Source organism: Bacillus salipaludis (assembly GCF_004358205.1).
In genome coordinates this window covers 416,700-436,285 of the sequence record NZ_SMYO01000001.1, presented here as the reverse complement: position 1 = coordinate 436,285, position 19,586 = coordinate 416,700, and the positions used below count along the sequence as shown (strand labels likewise).

Genomic DNA, 19,586 nt, shown 5'->3' with positions numbered 1-19,586 from the left:
TGCTTGCAAAACTTTCCTTTATTAATATAAAAATTCCACTGAGAGTTAAAAAACTATAAGGACAAATCTGTATGTTTTATGTTTGCTCGTCAAAACCATCACCATTTCTTTGAATGCTTCAAAAATTTTTCTTTAATCTGGTAAGCTTTCTTTTCCAAAGGCTACTTCTTTTTCTGCACCTTCATCTTGATTGGTGGGATGGATCGTTTCAGCTTTGGTAAATTCCGGCTTCCAAGCGATACAAATGGCTCCACCAATAATTCCAAGAATGGTTCCGACTAAAATACCTCCAAGTGCTCCCATAATGGATAAAACTGACGAGAAAATCGCCAAGATTCCAAGAAGCGAGGAGAGCTTGGGCATAATATAGGACAAGACTCCCATTAATAGTGTCAGGCCGCCCCCCAAAAGGGGAAATAGGACAGAAGTAGCTGAAAAGCCATTCGAATGGGGATTATTAAATAAAAAAGGATTTACATTCAGAAAGTCGAATTTCCTGGAAATTGGAATTTGGCTTCTTTTTTGGATAAAAATAACTTTATTCTGGCAAGATAAGGTAACAATGTTAGGGGTTGTTTGGTCCATGGTAACTTTCTCATTCTTCCTAATCGCACTATTTCTAACTGGACTTCTTGCCCTATTTGATACGCAGCTATTTGGATACACCTTTATTTCAGCTATACATCATTTACTTTTTTCAGAAATTGCTGCTGGCAGATATATTGTCATAACTGGAGCGATAGTGGGCCTTATTTCGAGTGTTGTCATCGATATACGGATTTATTTATCGAAAAGAAAAGGTAAAAATACGGAAGGGAATCAAGTTTCGTAATGGAAAAAGAAAATATATCTTTAGGTCAACTCCTGACACTTCTTATTAACTTCTTATTGGGAAGTGCGATTGTTGTTGGAATTGGCGGTGATGCCAAAAATGATGCATGGCTTGCGGTAGGGTTATCCACTTTTTTAGGAGTTGGGGTTATTTGGTTTTTTTATACTTTAACAAATCAGCTTGAAGGTAAGAATTTGTTTCAAATTATGGAGTTTTGCATCGGGAGAAAACCGGCCATTATTTTAACCTTCCTTTATATTATTTATTTTATATATATTTCAAGTAGAGTGGTAAGGGATTTTGGAGAATTAATGGCTTCTGCAATTATGCCTAACACTCCGATTGAAGTTTTTTCGATGACATTTTCTCTCCTAATGGGGTATGTAATCTATCTTGGTATCGAAGTGCTTGCACGAACCTCTGAAGTTTTTACTCCATATTTATTTATTTTTTATCTATTATTAGCTATTTTTTTATTTGCAAGCGGCAATGCAAATATTGAGCAAATTCAACCAATCCTTGGAGAAGGGATTACACCTATTTTTAAAACTCTTTTTAAGGATTTGATTTTTTTCCCATTTGGTGAACTGATATCCTTCACTGTCATCTTTTCGAGTGTTACAAACAAGAAGTACAGTCTGAGATTTTCATTTATTGGGGTGGGAATTGCCTCCTTTTTACTTATGATTGCCTCTTTTTTAATGATTATCACGCTTGGAGTCGATTCAATGCTCCGCTCCAACTTCCCGCTTTTAAGTACAGGAAGGAATATTTCGGTAGGAAATTTTATTGAAAGAATCGATGCGATTGTTGTTTTCATTATGATGTTGGGAATCTTTGTGAAAGGGACCATTTTTCTATTTGGTGGTTTAAAGGGGTTAGAATATATTTTTCAGCTACCCTATCGTTATTTTGTACTCCCGATTTCTACACTTATAGCTTTATTTTCGGTGCTTGTATCCATTGATTTTGCTGATCATATCCAAGAAGGTTTGAAAATAGTTCCTTATTACTTACATTTTCCTTTCCAATTTTGTATTCCAGTGATTCTTTTCATTATTTTACTTTGGAAGCAAAAGAAAAAAAGGTCTAGTTAAATTGAGGTGTTTTCCTTATGTCTCCGATAAAACCGATTCGTAGTTTGCGCAAGAAAAAAATGAAAATGGATGATTATTGGAAGGAACTTCAACCACAGAATAGTGAGAATAATGGTACAATTACACACTTTTCGTTCCAAGAGTTAAAAAGTGAATTGGAATTTTCTTTTGGAAAGTCTGCTGATTTTCGGAGTGTTATGGCAGAGATTGACCATAAGGGAGCATTGCTAATTTATCTGGAAAGCATGGTGGATACGAAGACCTTGAAGGAAACGACTCCAAATTTATTTTCATCCCATTTTAATGAGGGGGGCTCCTTAAATTCGATTGAGGAACTTACTTCACTATGTAAAAAGGTTTTTGGAGGGACAGATTATCAGCTTTTAGGGACAAGGGAAGAAATTTGCCGGGCTGTATTAAATGGATCCATTGTAATCGTTATTGAGACAATCGAGAGAGCCATTTCTATTGGTATGACTAGTGATGAAAAAAGGTCGGTTACCGAACCTAGTACACAAACGGTGATAAGGGGACCAAAGGATGGGTTTATTGAGTCACTTTCAACCAATGTCAGTTTAATTAGAAGAAGGATTCGTAATAAAAATTTATATTTTGAGTCTTTTATTATAGGGGAAGATACGCAAACCACAGTATATATAGGATATATAAAAGGCATTGCGAATGAAGCCATACTGCAAGAAGTGCGAAACCGGTTAAAAAAAATAAAAGTCAGTGCCATCTTTGAATCGGGGAATATAGAAGAATTAATTGCTGATAAAACTTTTACCTTATTTCCTCTAGCCCTAAACACGGAACGTCCTGACACGGTTGCTGCTAATTTAATCGATGGAAAAATTGTCATCTTAATTGATGGAACCCCTTTTTGTTTACTTGTACCGGCTGTTTTAGTGGACTTTTTTGAAATTTCAGAGGATTATTATCAGCCATTTTTATTAGGGACATTTTTAAGGGGGATTCGTTATCTGGCATTTATGATTGCGCTGTTAACCCCTTCCCTATATGTTGGAATACTAACCTTTCATCATGAATTACTGCCGACCACCTTGCTGCTAAGTGTCATTGCCCAGCGCCAGGGTGTACCTTTCCCAGCTGTGGTTGAGGTTTTAATTATGGAGGTTACGTTTGAAATTTTACGCGAAGCAGGAGTGAGGATGCCACGGACGGTTGGGCAGATGGTTTCGATTGTTGGGGCTCTCGTCATCGGTCAGGCGGCTGCTGAGGCAGGCATCATCTCCAATATAATGATTATTGTTGTCGCGATCACGGCTATTGCCAATTTTGTCTCTCCGGTATACAGTTTTGCGTCTGCTTCAAGACTATTAAGGTTTATGCTTGTATTTTTTGCTTATATTTTAGGATTATATGGCGTTCTGATCGTCTTAGTCGCAATGGTTGCTCATTTAAGTTCTCTTCGTTCTTTTGGCGTTCCCTATTTGTCACCTATTGCTCCAATAATTGTTGAGGATCAGAAGGATGTTTTTTTTAGAATTCCTTATTGGGCTATGAAAAAAAGGCCTAAATATTTAAGAACGGAATTGGAAACTAAGGTTTTTTCAGAAGCCTCGCCAAGCCCTCCGCAATCGGAAGGTGGGAATAATGCTTGAGGAATAAATTATTTTGCTGGATTATTATTTGTAATTTTCTATTAACAGGCTGTTGGGATCAACGGGAGTTATCAGAAATTTCGGTGGTAACTGGTATGGCGATCGATAAAAGTGATGAAGGGAAATATTCTTTAACTAGTGAAGGAATCTCTGCCGAAGAATTGAATCCAAAAACCGGGACAGGTTTGACCCCCTCGATTGTTTTTACTCTTCACGGTAATACCATTTCTGAGCTCTCGCAAAAAATGAATGTGGGTGCTTCAAAAAATGTGATCTATTCACATATGCAGACTTTGATTATCGGAGAAGAGGTTGCAAAAGAGGGGTTAATGGAATTTATTGATTTTTTGGAAAGAAATCGTGAAGTACGGGATGATTTCAATATTATCATTGCTCATAATGTGAGTGCTGCTGATGTATTAAAGGTTACTTATCCCATTCAAAAATCGTCATCCTTAAAGCTGCACGTTCAGATCGATTCCATGGTACAGAACTGGGGAGGTGACCCAGATATAAGGTTAAATGATGTCGTCCAAGCCTTTACTTCGCCTGGTAGACATCCGGTAATGGCAGCGGTAACCATACAGGGAAATTCAGAAGAGGGCAGCAGTGTAGAAAATATGAAAGAAGTAGCTCCAAAAGCAATGGTGGTCCTTGATTCACTCGCCATTTTTAAGAACGGCAATCTTCTTGATTTTTTACCACTTAACGATACACGGAATTATTTATGGGTTGAGGATAAAATAATTCGTACCGTTTTGTCCGTCCCTTGTCAAAAAAATAAATACTTTGCAGTAAGGATTTACAATTCAAAAACTAGAGCGAAGGCAAGAATGATAAGAGGGTTACCTGTTATTAATATAAATGTCAGGTCAGAAGCATATTTGGACGGTACTCAATGTGCAAAAGATATGACAGAAATCAAAACTTATGAGCAATATGAAAAGTTCACCGAGAAAATGATTGAAAAAAACATGATGCAAACTATTCAAAAGGTTCAAGAGGAATACAAAACAGATATTTTTGGTTTTGGTGAAGAAATGTACCGTCAGGATTATCGGAATTTCAAAAAGGTTCAAGATCATTGGGATGAGCTGTTTCCCGATGCCATTATTAATGTCCATGTAAAGGTACAATTAAGAAGGTCGGGTATTCGGACCAAAAGTCTTCTAAATAACTCTAAATAACACGCCCATCTGCCTGAAAAGATGGGCTTATTCTTTTTTTTCAAAATTGGGTAATAGGGATAAGTGTCTAGTGCACATTTCTAGGTGCCTGAATAGGATATATAGAATTTAAATAAGGAGGTAATGAAAATGACTGGTGCAGGCTTTGCAGGCGGCGGCTTTGCCCTTCTAGTAGTATTATTTATTTTGTTAATCATTATCGGAGCTTCATGGGTAATATAAAAATCAGGAGGTAATGAAAATGTTTGGATATGGTGGATATGGTGGTTTTGGCGGCGGATGCTGCGGTGGTTTCGGATATGGTGGAGTAGGTTGTGGCTGGGGCGGCGGTTTCGCGTTAATCGTTGTCTTGTTCATCCTATTAATTATTGTAGGGGCGGCTTGCTTCTATTAAAATTTGATATGAAACGTGTATTTAATAAGCGCAGCGATTTATACAATCGCTGCTTTCTTTCATTTTATAAATGGACAAACTATCCATATTTACCATGGAAATGATTAAAGGTTGGGTGAGCATGGAATCCATGTTAAGGTTATATCAGAGCAAAACACTAGATAAAGGGGGAACTGAATATGAAACTTATTGTGAGTGTTTTTATGACGGCATTCCTTTTTCTTTTCATGCTTGTTCAACCTGGACTATTGGGGCGTGTTGATGCACAAACTCTTGAAACTGTAAAAATTTATAAAGTTCATGATGAAACACCAGTTCAAGTCGCACTTAAATATGGTGTTTCCAAATCAAAAATTATAAAAGTTAATGGAATTAAAAATAATAGACTTACCCCAGGTGAAAAAATTATTATTCCAAAGCAGATTTCTCAAAAAGAAAAGGATTTACTTGCAAGATTAGTGACAGCAGAAGCAAAAGGTGAGCCTTATAAAGGGAAAGTGGCAGTTGCTGCTGTTGTGTTAAATCGAGTGAAAAATGACCAATTTCCTGATTCTATTCACCAGGTGATTTATCAAAAAAGGCAGTTTCAACCTGTTGCCAATGGGATGATCAATAAGCCTGCTGTTGAAGATGCAAAAAAAGCAGTGAATGAGGCTCTGGCCAAAAACGGACAAATAACCGATGCCTTATATTTTTATAATCCGGATAAAACTGACAGCAAATGGCTTCGATCTAAGAAGACAATTAAAAAAATAGGTCATCATCGGTTTGCTATATAGAACCCTCTTGATCAATCAAGAGGGCTTTTGCTTTGTCCAGCGCCAACGTCTAGCCCCTCAAGGTTGCTTCGGCTTTTCTCTTCTTTCCATTTTTCAAATTCATCTAATTCCCCTGATATTTTTTTGATAGCGTATCCGATTACTGCTGCATCATCGACAATTCCTAATCCAACAATAAAATCGGGAATCATATCGATTGGGGAAACAAAATAGAGAATAGCGCCTATAACAGTCGCCATTGTACTCTTGGAAATATTTCTATAATCGCCTTTGGAATAGGCTTTAATTAGTTCAATCAAGAGTTCGATCTTACCGAAAGCGTCCCCTAATGAATTTTTCTTTTCTTTCACTTTGGTTGTTGCTTGTTTCATTAATTCATTTGTTTCTTGTTTCTGATTGATGAATTCCAATGCTTTGTCTTTATATTTAGTGAATTCTTTTTCGATTTTTTCTTTATTACCGAACAATATAATCACTTCCTTTTAAGGAATACATGGTTAGTTTACCACGAATGAGTAATAAAAAAACACGAGGTGCGTTTACACACCTCGTGTTTTTAATTTAAGCCGAAACTAAATTTCCTAACACAATTTCATCCACTTCGTCGCCTTCAAGTGTCTCCTTTTTTAATAAAGCATGCACTAATTGCTGATACTGTTGATGATGGTTTTGAATTAGGGTTTGGGCTTTTTCTAATCCTTTGTCAAAAAGTTCCTGCATCTTTGCTTCTTTATCTTGTTTATTAAATGTAAGAGTAAATCCATTTTGGAGCATTCCTGTATCAACCATTTGTTCAATAATTTGTTTTGCCTGCTGGACATCACCGCTAACACCAATACTATGTTCACCCAGCATCAATCTTTCAGCCACACCGCCGGCTAAAATCATTGCAATCCGCTCAAGTAAATCACTAGTGGTTGATAAATGAAGTTCTTTTGGAATTGGAGCAACATAGCCAAGTGCATCACCACGAGGAATGATGGTGGCTTTTCTAACAGAACCCGGTTTTGTAACAGAAGCAACTAGCGCATGTCCTGCTTCATGAATGGCTACACGGCGCTTGGTTTCAGAATCCTGTAAGGTACGTGATGTGCTTCCTAAAATTGTACGGTCTAGTGCATAATCAAGGTCTTCCTTATAAATCATATCTTTGCTGTTTCGAACAGCACGTCGGCTTGCTGTTTCAAATAAATATTGAAGCTCGGCACCAGAAAAACCAGATGTGCTCTCGGCTAAGTCATCCAATGAGGCAAGAACATCTTTAGCGATTGCCTTTCCCTTTGTATGAATAGCGATAATTTCCTTTCTTCCCTTTGTGTCTGGAAGAGGAACATGGAATGAGAAGTCAATCCTTCCGGGACGCAAGAATGCATCATCGAGCATATCTTTACGATTGGTTGCTGCGATAAATAGGATCCCGTCATTGTCATGACCGCCATCAAGCTGTACAAGAAGCTCTGTTAATGTTTTTTCAGCCTCTTCCCCGCCATGTGCTTTTCTTTTTCCAGCAAGAGCATCCACCTCATCAATAAAGATTACAGCTGGACTTTGCTTTCTTGCTGCTTGGAATAAAGAACGAACCCTGCTGGCCCCGACACCGACAAATAGTTCATTAAAGGCTGATCCGCTAGCGGAAAAAAATGACGCATTTAGCTCGTGTGCCATGGCTTGGGCTAATAATGTTTTACCAGTACCTGGAGGTCCGTATAACAGAACTCCTTTAGGCGGTTTAATCCCTAATTTTAGTGCTCTTTCCGGCTCCTTTAAGGTTGAGAGGGTTTGTAAAATTTCTTCCTTCATTTCCTCTCCAATACCTCCAACATCATCTAGTGTAGTGGAAGGTAGAGTACGTGCTTTCGCAACACTATTTTTCATGGAGTTGCCTATCCCGAAACCGCCCTTACTCTTTTGCAGGGCGAATGCTGCTCCGGCAAGAAGAATAATGACACCGCCAAGTACCCATTTTCCGTATGGGCTGCTATCCGAATAGGAATAATTAACATTATATTTTTCAACTAGCTTGTCTACCATTTGGCTGTTAGGGGGAACATGGGAAATATATTGAGCGTTTCCTGCTTTAATGTGAATACTGCCATCAGGCCGTTCAGTTAAAGTGACTGTCTTACCCTGCTGATTTTGGATCGTTTTCTCCACAGATGAGAATGGAATTGCTACCTCAGCTTTCGAATTTTGAACCACCCAAATAATACCCGTTACCACAACTATAAACGCTACAAAGAGCGGAATAAACTTTGAAACTATTCTTTTCGTTTTTTCATTCAATTAAGATCAGCTCCTTTAACAAGAGTACTACTCTATTATAAAAGGGATTTCAGAAAAAAGGACGTGGGAATCAGAGGAAAAAACATAGATGTCAGGAAAAAAGAGCCTTTCCGCAATCAGAAAGGCAGCTATATCGAATGAGAATTAAAGGGTCCGAAGCGTTGGAATAATGGGTGACAATACACTTTGAGCAAGGACACCGATACTCACTCCGTGGCTTTGCGCTTTGCTCCATTTAAAAACATGAACTTTTTCTGTCTTTCCTTCATACAAAAATAATAACTGATCGCCATCTTCGACAATCCCGATTTTTTTATAAGGGATATGATTCTCCTTAAGTACAATCTCAAATGCTTTATGTATTAAATTTAAGGTAGGTTGATCAAACGATGTAATATTCATTATTTCCTCCTAAATTTTTATATTATAATTAATAAATGGCTTTCTTCATTATATTCTTATTTCCTGGGATAAAAAAGAAATAATTGATGTCGATTAATTGAAGATTGCAAAGTATTCACAAGACATATAAGATTGAAGTTATGGACAAAAACTAATTGTCAAAAAAAGAGAGGAAGTCAAGATGGGAAACAAATTTAAAGAAGAAGTATTATCGCGCCGTACCTTTGCTATTATTTCCCACCCAGATGCCGGTAAAACAACATTGACTGAAAAATTGTTGTTATTCGGTGGCGCCATTCGGGATGCGGGAACGGTAAAAGCAAAAAAGACAGGGAAATTTGCGACAAGTGACTGGATGGAAATTGAAAAGCAGCGGGGAATTTCTGTTACATCCAGTGTGATGCAATTTGATTATGATGGATTTCGTGTCAATATATTGGACACTCCTGGGCACCAGGATTTTAGTGAGGATACGTATCGTACTTTAATGGCCGTTGATAGCGCCGTTATGATTATAGACTCCGCAAAAGGGATTGAGGAACAAACACTTAAATTATTTAAAGTTTGCCGGATGCGGGGAATTCCAATTTTCACGTTTATGAATAAGCTTGATCGCCAAGGAAAACCGCCGCTTGAGCTTCTCGCAGAATTGGAAGAGGTACTAGGAATTGAATCCTATCCAATGAATTGGCCAATCGGAATGGGGAAAGAATTCCTAGGGATCTATGACCGTTACCACAATCGCGTTGAGCAATTCCGTGTGAGTGACGAAGATCGATTTCTCCCTTTAAATAAAGAAGGCGAGATTGACGGGGATCACCCGATTAAGAATTCCGGTCTTTATGATCAGACACTTGAGGAAATCCTGCTCCTTAACGAAGCGGGAAATGAGTTTTCCGCAGAAAAGGTAGCTGAAGGTACGTTAACACCTGTTTTCTTTGGCAGTGCTTTAACGAACTTTGGTGTACAAACTTTCTTGGAATCTTACCTGCAATTTGCTCCGGCGCCCAAAGCACGAAATTCATCTATTGGGGAAATTGATCCGCTTGGTGAGAATTTTTCAGGTTTTGTATTTAAAATTCAAGCGAACATGAATCCTGCCCACCGTGACCGGATTGCCTTTGTTCGAATTTGTTCAGGTAAATTCGAACGCGGGATGACTGTAAATATCCCTCGCCTTGGGAAACAATTAAAGCTTTCCCAATCGACCTCGTTTATGGCGGAAGAAAGAAATACAGTGGATGAGGCTGTAAGCGGTGATATTATTGGCTTATATGACACAGGTACCTATCAAATCGGAGACACATTGACGACTGGAAAAGATGATTTCCAATATGAAAGACTGCCGCAATTTACACCTGAGCTCTATGTGAAGGTATCTGCAAAAAACGTCATGAAGCAAAAGTCCTTTTATAAAGGGATTCAACAGCTTGTTCAAGAAGGGGCAATTCAGCTCTACAAAACGTTTAGGATGGAAGAATACTTGTTAGGTGCTGTTGGACAACTGCAATTTGAAGTCTTTGAACATCGTATGAAAAATGAATACAATGCTGAGGTCCTAATGGAGCGTATGGGATCAAAGATTGCCAGATGGGTCGAAGGTGATGAAGTGGACGAAAATTTATCCAGCTCTCGAAGTTTGCTTGTAAAAGATCGTTATGATCATAATGTGTTTTTATTCGAGAACGAATTCGCGCTAAGATGGTTCCAAGAGAAAAACCCATCGGTCAAACTATATAACCCAATGGACCAACATGAATAATTGTTTAATAAAAACCGCAACCCCCATTTTATCTTATGGGGGTTTTTTCCTGTATAAAAATTATTTATAAACCCCCACAAACCTCTTTAACATAACCGTACTTTTGTAATGAAAAAGCGATATCAAAAAATCTAAAAGAAAGGAAAAAATTTACAAGAAAACGGTCTCATTTTGGACAATAAACTTGATGATTAACAGTTGTAACAAACTGTTATCTATTGGTAATGACCCCCCTAAAATCTATAACATCATCCGTATGGTATAATTGGGTGAATAGAGAGGTGAGTCTAATGCTCAGTTTGTTGTTCATGACCAAAAAGAAGAAAAAAACTCTAGAGGAATCGGTAAAATTAATTCAGCAAGGGGACCGTATCCTACTTAATGAACTGATTGAATCATACAAACCATTTATTGCAAAAACAGTTTCTTCTGTATGCAAAAGATATATATATGAAACGGATGATGAATTCAGCATTGGTCTTTTAGCCTTTAATGAAGCGATTGAAAAATATTCATCCGAGCGGGGAAGTTCCCTATTAAGTTTTTCTGAAGTTTTAATCAAAAGAAGAGTTATTGACTATATTCGTAAACAAACAAAAAATCAACATATAAGTCTTGATTTCCAAACCTCATCCATCGAAGAGGAGTCTCCCGGTACGGTAATTGTAAACGAATTATCTCTTGAAAATTATCATAAAAAGGCGGATGAGCAGCTTAGAAAAGATGAGATTATTCAATTTCAACAACTGCTGAAAACCTTTGATTTAAACTTCAGTGATTTAGTGGAAAATTCTCCAAAGCATGCAGATGCACGAAAAAATGCAATTCTTATCGCTAAAATGATTGTTGATCATCCGGAGCTTAAAGAAATATTACTTGAAAAAAAACGTCTTCCCATTAAACAATTAGAAAAAATGGTAGATGTCAGCAGGAAAACAATTGAACGAAATCGTAAGTATATTATTGCAATCGCACTTATTTTATCAGGTGATTATGTTTTTCTAAAGGATTATATAAAGGGGGTGCTTGAGACATGAAAAAAGGAATTGTAATGGAAATTGATGATGCATTTCTATTGCTATTAACCCCGGAGGGTGAATTTTTACGCGCAAGAAAAAGGAATCAGCCCTATGAAATCGGTGAAGAAATTCACTTTTTTCCCATTGAAAATAATGATTTACCTGCATCCCAATCCAGACGTTCTGTAAAAAATCTTTTCAAATTGAAACCTGTATGGGTAGGGTTAATGGTTCTCCTTTTAATTCTTGCTTCCTTTATTCCTGCTTATCAGGATAACAAAGCGTATGCCTATATGTCGATTGATGTAAATCCAAGTATTGAGCTTGGTGTAAATAAAAAGATGCAGGTGGTCGAATTAACAGGCTTTAATGAAGCAGGAAAGGAAATCATTGCGCATATTCCTAACTGGCAGAAAAAGGACGTATCTGACCTCACTCAAAACCTTCTTAGCGAGATGAAAAAAGAAGGCTATTTGATTGATCGTAAACAGGTCATTATTTCTACCGTTCGGACGGAACAGGCAGAAAAACCGGTTGAAGATGAGCTAAAAGAAAACATTGAGGAAATTAAAGAATCAGTAAATAAACAGAATTTAGAGGCCACTGTCCTAAGTGGTTCTGAAAAAGAACGGAAAGAAGCTCGTCAATTAGGGCTTACGACCGGGAAATACAAAGAAAATAAAATCCAATCGCTTCAAGGTGCTGATCAAACGGAAACAAAATGGATTAATGGAAAGTCTAAGAGCCAAAACGCAGTTCCTGCACCTACGGCACAACCCGCATTACCGCCGGGACAGCAGAAGAAACTTGATGGGGACAAAAATAAATCTAATAATGTCACTGTTAAAAAAGGAAAACAAATGAATCAACCTCCATCGAACCGTCCACAAGGTAAGATGAAAAATAAATCGGAAAAGAAATCGAAAAAACAAGAAAAAAAGGACCACAGTTCAAAGGATTCAAAACCTGGCCATAAAAATAATTCAAATCAAAAGAAAAATTCAAGTCACAAGAACCAAAACAATAAAGAAAACATTTCCAATCAGAAGAACCAAAACAATAAAGAAAACATTTCCAACCACAATAAACAATTAAGTAATAAGAATAAATCCAGTCACAAGGGAAATTCAAATCAAAAAGCAAAGGGAAAAGAGAAGCACCCTCAATCAAGCAAGACTAAAAATAGCCAAGAATCGTATCGTTACAAGCATAAAAATTAGTAAAAAGTCCGGCTATCCTGCCGGACTTTTTTTCAGCCAATTATGAAATTATTCTTGTGAGGAATTTCCTGATAATTGTGCCTGAGCCTGCTTGACCAGTCGCTTTGTTATTTCGCCCCCAACAGAACCATTTGCCCGTGAGACTGTATCTGATCCTAAGTGTACGCCAAACTCTTGCGCTATTTCATATTTAACTTGATCCAGGTACTGTTCAATGCCTGGAACTAATAATTTGTTACTGCTATTAGCCATAATCGTCAACTCCTTAAAATCGTTACAGAGAAAAAATCTCTGTATGCATAGTATTTTTCATTGCTTTATTTTAATGTGTGGTAATGTTTTTCGGATATGGATATCTTAGAAAAAATAATTTAGTCTGTTCCCTTTCCAACATCCTTCGAAGGGTGCATAAAAGGGTAAGCTTTTGGTTTCCGTTTACTCTCAAGTAATTCCTTATTTTCGGTTGTATTCCAGCCGATATCGTTTGTTGGATGAACCCACTCATCTCCAGCCATAATTTCAGGATCTGTTTCATCGGTCCAATTTTCTAAAGGAGAATTTTCAGATGCATACATACTGTCACCAATCACTACCCCATGCTTGTTAACAAATGGTGTTTCCATTTTTATACCAGTACCCTCAAAACTCGGAGCACTGATTTGATGTGGCAAGGTTTCATCTATATCCAATGGTTTTAGAGATTTTTCGCGATTTTGCTTCGTCATGAATCATTCACTCCTTTTTCTTATATTTTCCTACAGCAAAGAAAATTTATATTAAGAAAAAAAAGGAAATGAATGATTATTATTGTTTGATAAAAACTACTTGTGTAAGATTATTTTTTTGGGAGGATTATACGATGGCAAAAAGGAAAGCAGAAGTTAATGCAGTTGAAAAGTATTCTAAAACCCCACATAAAAATGTTCAGGAAAGTGAATTTTCAGCAGAATTTTCTCATGGAGAAGATGATCATTTAAAGGGTGCCAATCGAAATTCCAAATTAGGAAGAAAGGGAAGAGGGTAATGAAGCCAGGCAGCAAGGCACAAATTCCGAAAGAAGAATTCAGCATTGAATTTGGAGATGTAAACGGGACAAAGCTGTTTGAAACACTTCAAATACCAAATAAAAATAAGAAGAAAACAGAGTGTAAAAAACAATAAAAAGCCGGCTTTAAGCCGGCTCCGGCTGTCGAAAAAATTCGATAGCCTTTATTCGTTTACTTACTTACAATTCTATAAGGTATTTGATTAATATATTGGCAGTTCTACAGGTCCGTTGATTTCCGCTCCAGACACTTCGCTTTCCGCGGACGTTCCGGGGGGCCTCCTCGTCGCTTTGCTCCTGCGGGGTCTCTCTGCCCCGTACTCCCGCAGGACAATGAATTGCTTTCTTGAATCCGCCCACGCACGAAGAAAATGCGTTAGCATTTTCGAGGAGTCTCCGTGCCTTCCGCTCCAATCAACAGGCCCCTTAGCATGGAAAGTCTTTAAATAAAAATCGGTATTTAAGTATTTAAGTTTTAGAAAGAATGGAAAATTGCCGAGAAATATAATCTTCCTCGACAATCCGAGGCGGGTTAAAGCGCCTGACTATTTTTCCTTGAATGAGAAAATCACCGTTTCTTCGTTTGTCGGGTTAAAGTAAGCAACCAAACGGGTTGGATGGGCAATAATTCTTCCTGATTCAAGATATTCCTTAAGGTCAAAGGAAAGATTCTCAAGCATGGTATGCTTAAATAAATCTTTTTCATCAAGCCCTAAATCTATAAAAGACTGTCCTAATAAGGAAGGAACCTCCGAGATTTGTTTATAAATTTTTACGCGCTCTTCTTTTGTGAAACTCTGTTCCCACCAAGGCTTCCTTGGTTTATATTTATGATGGATCAGATAGTCGTATTTCATCAGTCCGATTACGATTTCCAAGTCCTTTATAGAGATATGTTCTAAGAAGGAATGCAGTCTACGGAATAAGTCCTCCAATTGATGGCCGATTCTTGACCATCCTTGTTCATCCCAGAAGGTTCCGAATTGTTGGAAGAAATCAAATGGTGAAGAAAAGACGTTTGTAACTAAATATTCTACTGTCAGGTCCATTCGATGGTCGTTCCAATATTTTTCTAATACATCTTCCACTTGTTTTATTTTGACAATGTCATCAAAGGAAAGTACGTTATTCCCCAAAATTTCATATGGCGAATGGTCCATATAGATATACCCATGGTCATTAGCACGAAGCCGTACTCCGGTTCCTCTGAGCATTTTTAAAAATCCAAGTTGTAATTCCTCCGGCCGTAATTCAAAAACATCATTAAACGTTTTTCTGAAGGAATTGTAGTCTTCTTCCGGCAGGCCGGCAATTAAATCAAGATGCTGATCAATTTTACCGCCATCTTTAACCATCGTTACCGTTCGAGTTAACTTTGTAAAATTTTGTTTTCGCATTACCAGTTCGTTTGTAAAGTCATTGGTGGATTGAACACCAATTTCAAAGCGGAATAACCCTTTGGGTGCCTCTTGATTGAGAAAATCAATGACTTCAGGGCGCATAATATCTGCAGTGATTTCAAACTGGAATACCGTCCCTGGCAGGTGTTCATCGATCAAAAAGCGAAACATGTCCATTGCATAACTTCTACTGATATTGAAGGTACGATCGACAAACTTAATCGTTTTGGCACCGTTTGCCATTAAATAACGAATATCCTCTTTAATTTTTTCTCTTTCAAAATAGCGAACCCCGACTTCGATAGAGGATAAGCAAAATTGGCAGCTAAACGGACAACCACGGCTTGTCTCAATATAGGAGACACGTTTGCCCAGATGCGGGATATCTTCTTCAAAGCGGTAGGGTGAGGGGAGCTCTTTTAAATCAAGCTTATTCAGTTGCGGCGTAATCACAGCTTGACCCTCATTCCGGTATGCAATGCCAGGGACATTTCGATAGTCTTTGTTTGTTTCAATTTCTGAAAGAAGCTGTTTAAAGGTTTGTTCCCCTTCGCCCATCACAATAAAATCGACCTGAGGAACTTTTTCCATCCATTCCGATGTATCATAGGAAACTTCAGGACCCCCAAAAACAATGATAATGGAAGGATCGATTTTTTTAAGCATGTTTACGACTTTAATTGTTTCTTCTATATTCCAAATATAACAGCTGAATCCTATAACGTCCGGCTTTTGCTGATAGAGGTCGGTGACAATATTCATGACCGGGTCTTTTATCGTATATTCTTTAATTTTTATATTAAATTCAGGCAAAGCATAAGCCTTTAAATAACGAATAGCCAGGTTCGTATGAATATACTTAGCGTTTAAAGTAGTACAAATGACTTTCATTCTATTTCTCCTTATTTATAATAAATAACATTTAATTATAACCCATTCTTGGCTAATAGAGTAGATGTTAAACAAATGAAGTTGTAGGGAACAGGTTGAACTGCTCTCTGTTATACCACAGTTTTAACCCTGTTATATAATTATGGAAACGCTTCAAAGTCATTTGTATTAGGGTTTTTTAATAAAAATTACAAAGTGTTATAAGGAACTTCCTGTATGTATAACATTTGTCACAGACTTATTAGAAACAATTGCCTTACAATACTCTTGGGGAAGTTAATCTATTTTACTTTTTTAGAATAAGCACATCGATGCTTTTTGTCTATCGGGAGGGGATACTATGTCGGTATTACCGAAGAAAAATGATTTGGGATTTTTTGAAATCCGTTTGGAATCTATTGGGGGATTAGGTGCGAACTTAGCTGGAAAAATGCTAGCTGAGGCAGGTGTATTAGGGCTTGGCTTAAATGGCTCTAATTTTTCGTCCTATGGTTCGGAGAAAAAAGGTTCTCCAGTGAAAAGCTTTATCCGCTTTTGTGAGCCTGAAGTTCAAATTAGGGATCACAGTCCAATCGAACAGCCACATATAGTAGGTGTGTTCCATGAAGCACTATACAAAACGATTAATGTTGTCAGCGGCTTAAATGCTGATGGGATCGTATTAGTAAACACAGCAAGAGATTTTGATGAAGTAAAAAGAGATTTAAAACTTGAATATGGAACACTTGCCATCGTTGATGCTTTAACGATTGCTGTGGAAGAAAAAACAAAGGTAAATACAGCAATGCTTGGAGCGCTGTATCGAATTTGTGATTTCTTGGACCCGGAGTCGATGCGAGATGTGATTCGTAAAACGTTTGAAAAAAAATATCCACATCTTGTAGAACCAAATATTCGTACCTTTAATCGCGGTTTTGAAGAAGTTCAATTTAAAACTTATCAAGTGCCGAATGGGGCGGAAGGTAAAGCATTTACTCGTCCACAGTCACTGTTGGGATTTATGACCCAAGAAATTGGCGGCTCCATTATAGCACAAGGTAATAGTATTTTAAAAGATTTGAGTGGCTCAAGACAAGGATTTCTGCCGGAATTTAACCGGGATAAATGCATAGACTGTGCAGCCTGTGATAATGTTTGTCCAGATTATTGCTTTGTATGGGAAGAAGGAGAAGATAAACGGGGCCGAAAGCAAATGTTCCTGAAAGGAATTGACTATCAATATTGCAAAGGCTGTCTAAAATGTGTAGAAGCATGTCCTACAGCTGCGCTGGGCGATCTTCGTGAGATGATTGGCTATGCAGATGCTAACCGCGTTAAGCAAAACTTTCCTTATGTAGCAGGGGGTAGATACTAATGGCAATTTTAGAAGATAAATTATTGGCAAATCAGGTTGCTGAACAATTATCAACCTTTGAATCTGGGAATGAAATGGCAGCGATGGCTGCTGCTCAAATCAACTATCATATCATGGGGTATTTCCCAATTACACCATCAACAGAAGTAGCCCAATTCTTAGATCAAATGAAAACGCGCGGAGAGCATGATATCAAATTAATTCCTGCAGATGGAGAGCATGGTTCCGCGGGAATTTGTTATGGTGCCGCAGCAACAGGTGCCAGGGTATTCAATGCGACAAGTGCAAATGGATTCCTTTATATGATTGAACAGCTGCCGGTACAAGCTGGTACACGTTTTCCAATGGTTATGAACCTTGTGACTCGTGCCGTCAGCGGGCCGCTTGATATTAGAGGAGATCATTCCGATCTATACTATGGCTTGAATATTGGCTGGGTCATTTTAACAGCCAAAACACCCCAGGCAGTTTACGATATGAATATTATTGCACTTAAAATTGCAGAACATTCTAAAGTACGCTTGCCGGTTATTGTTGCCTACGATGGCTTTTTTACTTCCCATCAAAAACGAAGAGTTGAATATTTCAAAGACCGAAGTAAAGTTCAACAATTTGTAGGGGAGTGTCCAACTGATTATAATTTTATTAGGGACCCGCAGAAACCGGTTACTATTGGAGCCCACATGAATGGGCAGGATTTGATGAATAACCATTTCCAGCAATCAGAAGCGTTATACAATGCTGGTGAAGTTTTTAAAGAGGTTGCAGCTGAATATGCAAAATTATCCGGAAGAGAATATCCAGTTCTTGATTTATATAAAATGGAAGATGCTGAGGTTGCCTTATTCCTATTAAACTCTGCTGCCGAATCGGCAAAGGATGTTGTTGACGGGTTACGGGCAAAAGGAATTAAAGCCGGTGTAATCAGCCCCAATATCATTCGCCCATTCCCTGCAAAGGAAATTCGGGAAGCACTAAAAAATGTGAAAGCCTTATTAGTTGGTGAACGTGCCGATTCATATGGTGCGCATGGACCAAATTTAACACATGAAGTGAAGTCTGCTCTTCAAGACGACAAAGCCAATCAAACGATTGTCTTAAGCCGCGTGTTCGGACTTGGCGGGAAAGACTTTTATGCTGGTGATGCACAGGAATTTTTCAACTTAACGATGGATGCAATGGAAAAGGGTTATGCTGAGAAGCCATTTGATTACTATGGGCATTTTCCTGGGAACCCGGAAAAGATTCTTAAGCCAGTTATTTCCCCGCAGCATGGGGATGTTTATAAATCTGGATTAATTGAAGTAAAAATGGATGAAGAAACAAATAAATTAAAGGTGAAAATCCCGCCGCTCCGAGCCTTAACAGGTAAACCGAAAAGAATTGCCTCCGGCCATGGAGCCTGCCCAGGCTGTGGAATTTTCGCAGGTCTTGAACTGTTTTTTAAAGGAATTGAAGGCGATATTGTCACGCTTTTCCAAACTGGCTGTGCCTATGTTACGACTACTGCTTATCCGCATAGTTCCCATAAGCAAACAATGATGCACAATTTATTCCAAAACGGGGCAGCTACACTTTCAGGAACAGTTGAAGCCTTTATGGAATTGAAGCGCCGGGGGGAAATTCAAGTATCGGATGATGCCACATTTGTTATGATAACTGGTGACGGCGGAATGGATATTGGAATGGGCTCTGCAATTGGTACAGCCCTTCGCGGCCATAAACTGATTATGCTTGAATATGATAATGAAGGCTACATGAATACGGGTTCGCAAATGTCTTATTCCACTCCTCTTGGCCATATGACAAGCACATCGGGGGTAGGAAAGGCACAGCACGGGAAAGCCTTCCATCATAAGGATACTGCTCAAATCATGGCAGCTACGAATATTCCATATGTATTTACAGGCTCTGAGGCATTCCCGCAAGATTTGATTAAAAAGGGAGCAAAGGCTCAGTGGTATGCACAAAATGTTGGGACTGTTTATGGGAAAATCTTGATTACCTGTCCATTAAATTGGAAATCGGATGACCGGTACGGTACAACCATTGTAGAAGCAGCTGTAAACTCCTGTTTCTTCCCACTTTATGAGGTGGAACAGGGAGTTACCAATATCACCTATAATCCGGAAGAGAAAAACAGACGGATTCCACTTGCTGATTGGCTTAAATATATGGGCAAGACAAAGCACCTTTTAAAAGATGAAAACAAACCAATTTTAGAAGAATTTGAAGCTGAAGTAGAAAAAAGATGGCAGCGGTTAAGAGCCAAGCATGAAAACCCTATGTTATAAGT

21 protein-coding genes are annotated in these 19,586 nt (G+C 38.1%); 14 read left to right on the top strand and 7 right to left on the bottom strand.

From position 1 onward, the window contains the following. Positions 1-132: 132 nt before the first annotated feature. Positions 133-585 (bottom strand): DUF6114 domain-containing protein, encoded by a 453-nt coding sequence (locus E2K98_RS31545; protein WP_235824684.1) that lies wholly within the window; start codon positions 583-585, stop codon positions 133-135. Between E2K98_RS31545 and E2K98_RS02090 the strand changes: the two genes are divergently transcribed. From E2K98_RS02090 to E2K98_RS02060, 7 genes are all read left to right on the top strand, one after another. Then, on the top strand, positions 584-832 hold the full coding sequence (locus tag E2K98_RS02090) for a hypothetical protein (protein ID WP_133332640.1): 249 nt from the start codon (positions 584-586) through the stop codon (positions 830-832). The genes E2K98_RS31545 and E2K98_RS02090 overlap by 2 nt on opposite strands. Beyond that, the gene (locus tag E2K98_RS02085; protein WP_133332639.1) at positions 832-1,929 is read left to right on the top strand and encodes a GerAB/ArcD/ProY family transporter; all 1,098 of its coding nucleotides are present in this window, start codon (positions 832-834) and stop codon (positions 1,927-1,929) included. The genes E2K98_RS02090 and E2K98_RS02085 overlap by 1 nt, the downstream gene beginning before the upstream one ends. 17 nt (positions 1,930-1,946) lie before the next feature. Further along, positions 1,947-3,554, top strand: a complete 1,608-nt coding sequence (locus E2K98_RS02080; RefSeq protein WP_133332638.1) for a spore germination protein — start codon at positions 1,947-1,949, stop codon at positions 3,552-3,554. Then, positions 3,551-4,741: a Ger(x)C family spore germination protein gene (locus E2K98_RS02075; protein ID WP_133332637.1), complete on the top strand. Its 1,191-nt coding sequence runs from the start codon at positions 3,551-3,553 to the stop codon at positions 4,739-4,741. The genes E2K98_RS02080 and E2K98_RS02075 overlap by 4 nt, the downstream gene beginning before the upstream one ends. 129 nt (positions 4,742-4,870) lie before the next feature. Next, positions 4,871-4,963, top strand: coding sequence for a YjcZ family sporulation protein (locus E2K98_RS02070; protein WP_133332636.1), 93 nt, complete (start codon positions 4,871-4,873; stop codon positions 4,961-4,963). A 19-nt stretch (positions 4,964-4,982) separates the two neighbouring features. Further along, the gene (locus E2K98_RS02065; protein WP_081810763.1) at positions 4,983-5,135 is read left to right on the top strand and encodes a YjcZ family sporulation protein; all 153 of its coding nucleotides are present in this window, start codon (positions 4,983-4,985) and stop codon (positions 5,133-5,135) included. A gap of 179 nt (positions 5,136-5,314) precedes the next feature. Continuing rightward, a complete protein-coding gene (locus E2K98_RS02060) occupies positions 5,315-5,914 on the top strand; it encodes a cell wall hydrolase (protein ID WP_235824683.1) in 600 nt (199 codons plus the stop codon). Positions 5,915-5,925: 11 nt separating this feature from the next. Here the strand turns inward: E2K98_RS02060 and E2K98_RS02055 are convergent, their stop codons facing one another. The 3 genes from E2K98_RS02055 to E2K98_RS02045 all read right to left on the bottom strand — a co-directional run bounded on the left by E2K98_RS02055 (position 5,926) and on the right by E2K98_RS02045 (position 8,599). Next, on the bottom strand, positions 5,926-6,381 hold the full coding sequence (locus E2K98_RS02055) for a YkvA family protein (protein ID WP_235824682.1): 456 nt from the start codon (positions 6,379-6,381) through the stop codon (positions 5,926-5,928). A 94-nt stretch (positions 6,382-6,475) separates the two neighbouring features. Next, positions 6,476-8,197: an AAA family ATPase gene (locus E2K98_RS02050; RefSeq protein WP_133332635.1), complete on the bottom strand. Its 1,722-nt coding sequence runs from the start codon at positions 8,195-8,197 to the stop codon at positions 6,476-6,478. A 144-nt stretch (positions 8,198-8,341) separates the two neighbouring features. Then, positions 8,342-8,599 (bottom strand): hypothetical protein, encoded by a 258-nt coding sequence (locus tag E2K98_RS02045; protein WP_133332634.1) that lies wholly within the window; start codon positions 8,597-8,599, stop codon positions 8,342-8,344. Between the two features lie 181 nt (positions 8,600-8,780). On the opposite strand from E2K98_RS02045, the gene E2K98_RS02040 reads away from it, so the two are divergent. The 3 genes from E2K98_RS02040 to E2K98_RS02030 all read left to right on the top strand — a co-directional run bounded on the left by E2K98_RS02040 (position 8,781) and on the right by E2K98_RS02030 (position 12,600). After that, positions 8,781-10,361 carry a peptide chain release factor 3 gene (locus E2K98_RS02040; protein ID WP_133332633.1) on the top strand — a complete coding sequence of 527 codons (1,581 nt, stop codon included), beginning with the start codon at positions 8,781-8,783 and terminating at the stop codon, positions 10,359-10,361. A 281-nt stretch (positions 10,362-10,642) separates the two neighbouring features. Beyond that, positions 10,643-11,398: an RNA polymerase sigma factor SigI gene (gene sigI, locus E2K98_RS02035; RefSeq protein ID WP_235824681.1), complete on the top strand. Its 756-nt coding sequence runs from the start codon at positions 10,643-10,645 to the stop codon at positions 11,396-11,398. Further along, positions 11,395-12,600 carry an anti-sigma factor domain-containing protein gene (locus tag E2K98_RS02030; RefSeq protein WP_133332631.1) on the top strand — a complete coding sequence of 402 codons (1,206 nt, stop codon included), beginning with the start codon at positions 11,395-11,397 and terminating at the stop codon, positions 12,598-12,600. The genes sigI and E2K98_RS02030 overlap by 4 nt, the downstream gene beginning before the upstream one ends. A gap of 48 nt (positions 12,601-12,648) precedes the next feature. Here the strand turns inward: E2K98_RS02030 and E2K98_RS02025 are convergent, their stop codons facing one another. Then, positions 12,649-12,852 (bottom strand): alpha/beta-type small acid-soluble spore protein, encoded by a 204-nt coding sequence (locus E2K98_RS02025; protein WP_133332630.1) that lies wholly within the window; start codon positions 12,850-12,852, stop codon positions 12,649-12,651. 119 nt (positions 12,853-12,971) lie between these two features. Continuing rightward, positions 12,972-13,325, bottom strand: coding sequence for a DUF3905 domain-containing protein (locus tag E2K98_RS02020; protein WP_133332629.1), 354 nt, complete (start codon positions 13,323-13,325; stop codon positions 12,972-12,974). A gap of 134 nt (positions 13,326-13,459) precedes the next feature. On the opposite strand from E2K98_RS02020, the gene E2K98_RS30695 reads away from it, so the two are divergent. After that, a complete protein-coding gene (locus tag E2K98_RS30695; RefSeq protein WP_165976144.1) occupies positions 13,460-13,624 on the top strand; it encodes a hypothetical protein in 165 nt (54 codons plus the stop codon). Next, the gene (locus tag E2K98_RS30690; protein ID WP_165976143.1) at positions 13,624-13,761 is read left to right on the top strand and encodes a hypothetical protein; all 138 of its coding nucleotides are present in this window, start codon (positions 13,624-13,626) and stop codon (positions 13,759-13,761) included. Before E2K98_RS30695 ends, E2K98_RS30690 begins: the two co-directional genes overlap by 1 nt. 429 nt (positions 13,762-14,190) lie before the next feature. Here the strand turns inward: E2K98_RS30690 and E2K98_RS02015 are convergent, their stop codons facing one another. Continuing rightward, a complete protein-coding gene (locus E2K98_RS02015) occupies positions 14,191-15,936 on the bottom strand; it encodes a B12-binding domain-containing radical SAM protein (protein WP_133332628.1) in 1,746 nt (581 codons plus the stop codon). A gap of 340 nt (positions 15,937-16,276) precedes the next feature. Between E2K98_RS02015 and E2K98_RS02010 the strand changes: the two genes are divergently transcribed. Both E2K98_RS02010 and E2K98_RS02005 read left to right on the top strand, forming a co-directional pair. Then, positions 16,277-17,290, top strand: a complete 1,014-nt coding sequence (locus tag E2K98_RS02010) for a 2-oxoacid:acceptor oxidoreductase family protein (protein WP_133332627.1) — start codon at positions 16,277-16,279, stop codon at positions 17,288-17,290. Next, a complete protein-coding gene (locus E2K98_RS02005) occupies positions 17,290-19,584 on the top strand; it encodes a thiamine pyrophosphate-dependent enzyme (RefSeq protein WP_133332626.1) in 2,295 nt (764 codons plus the stop codon). The genes E2K98_RS02010 and E2K98_RS02005 overlap by 1 nt, the downstream gene beginning before the upstream one ends. Positions 19,585-19,586 lie beyond the last annotated feature (2 nt).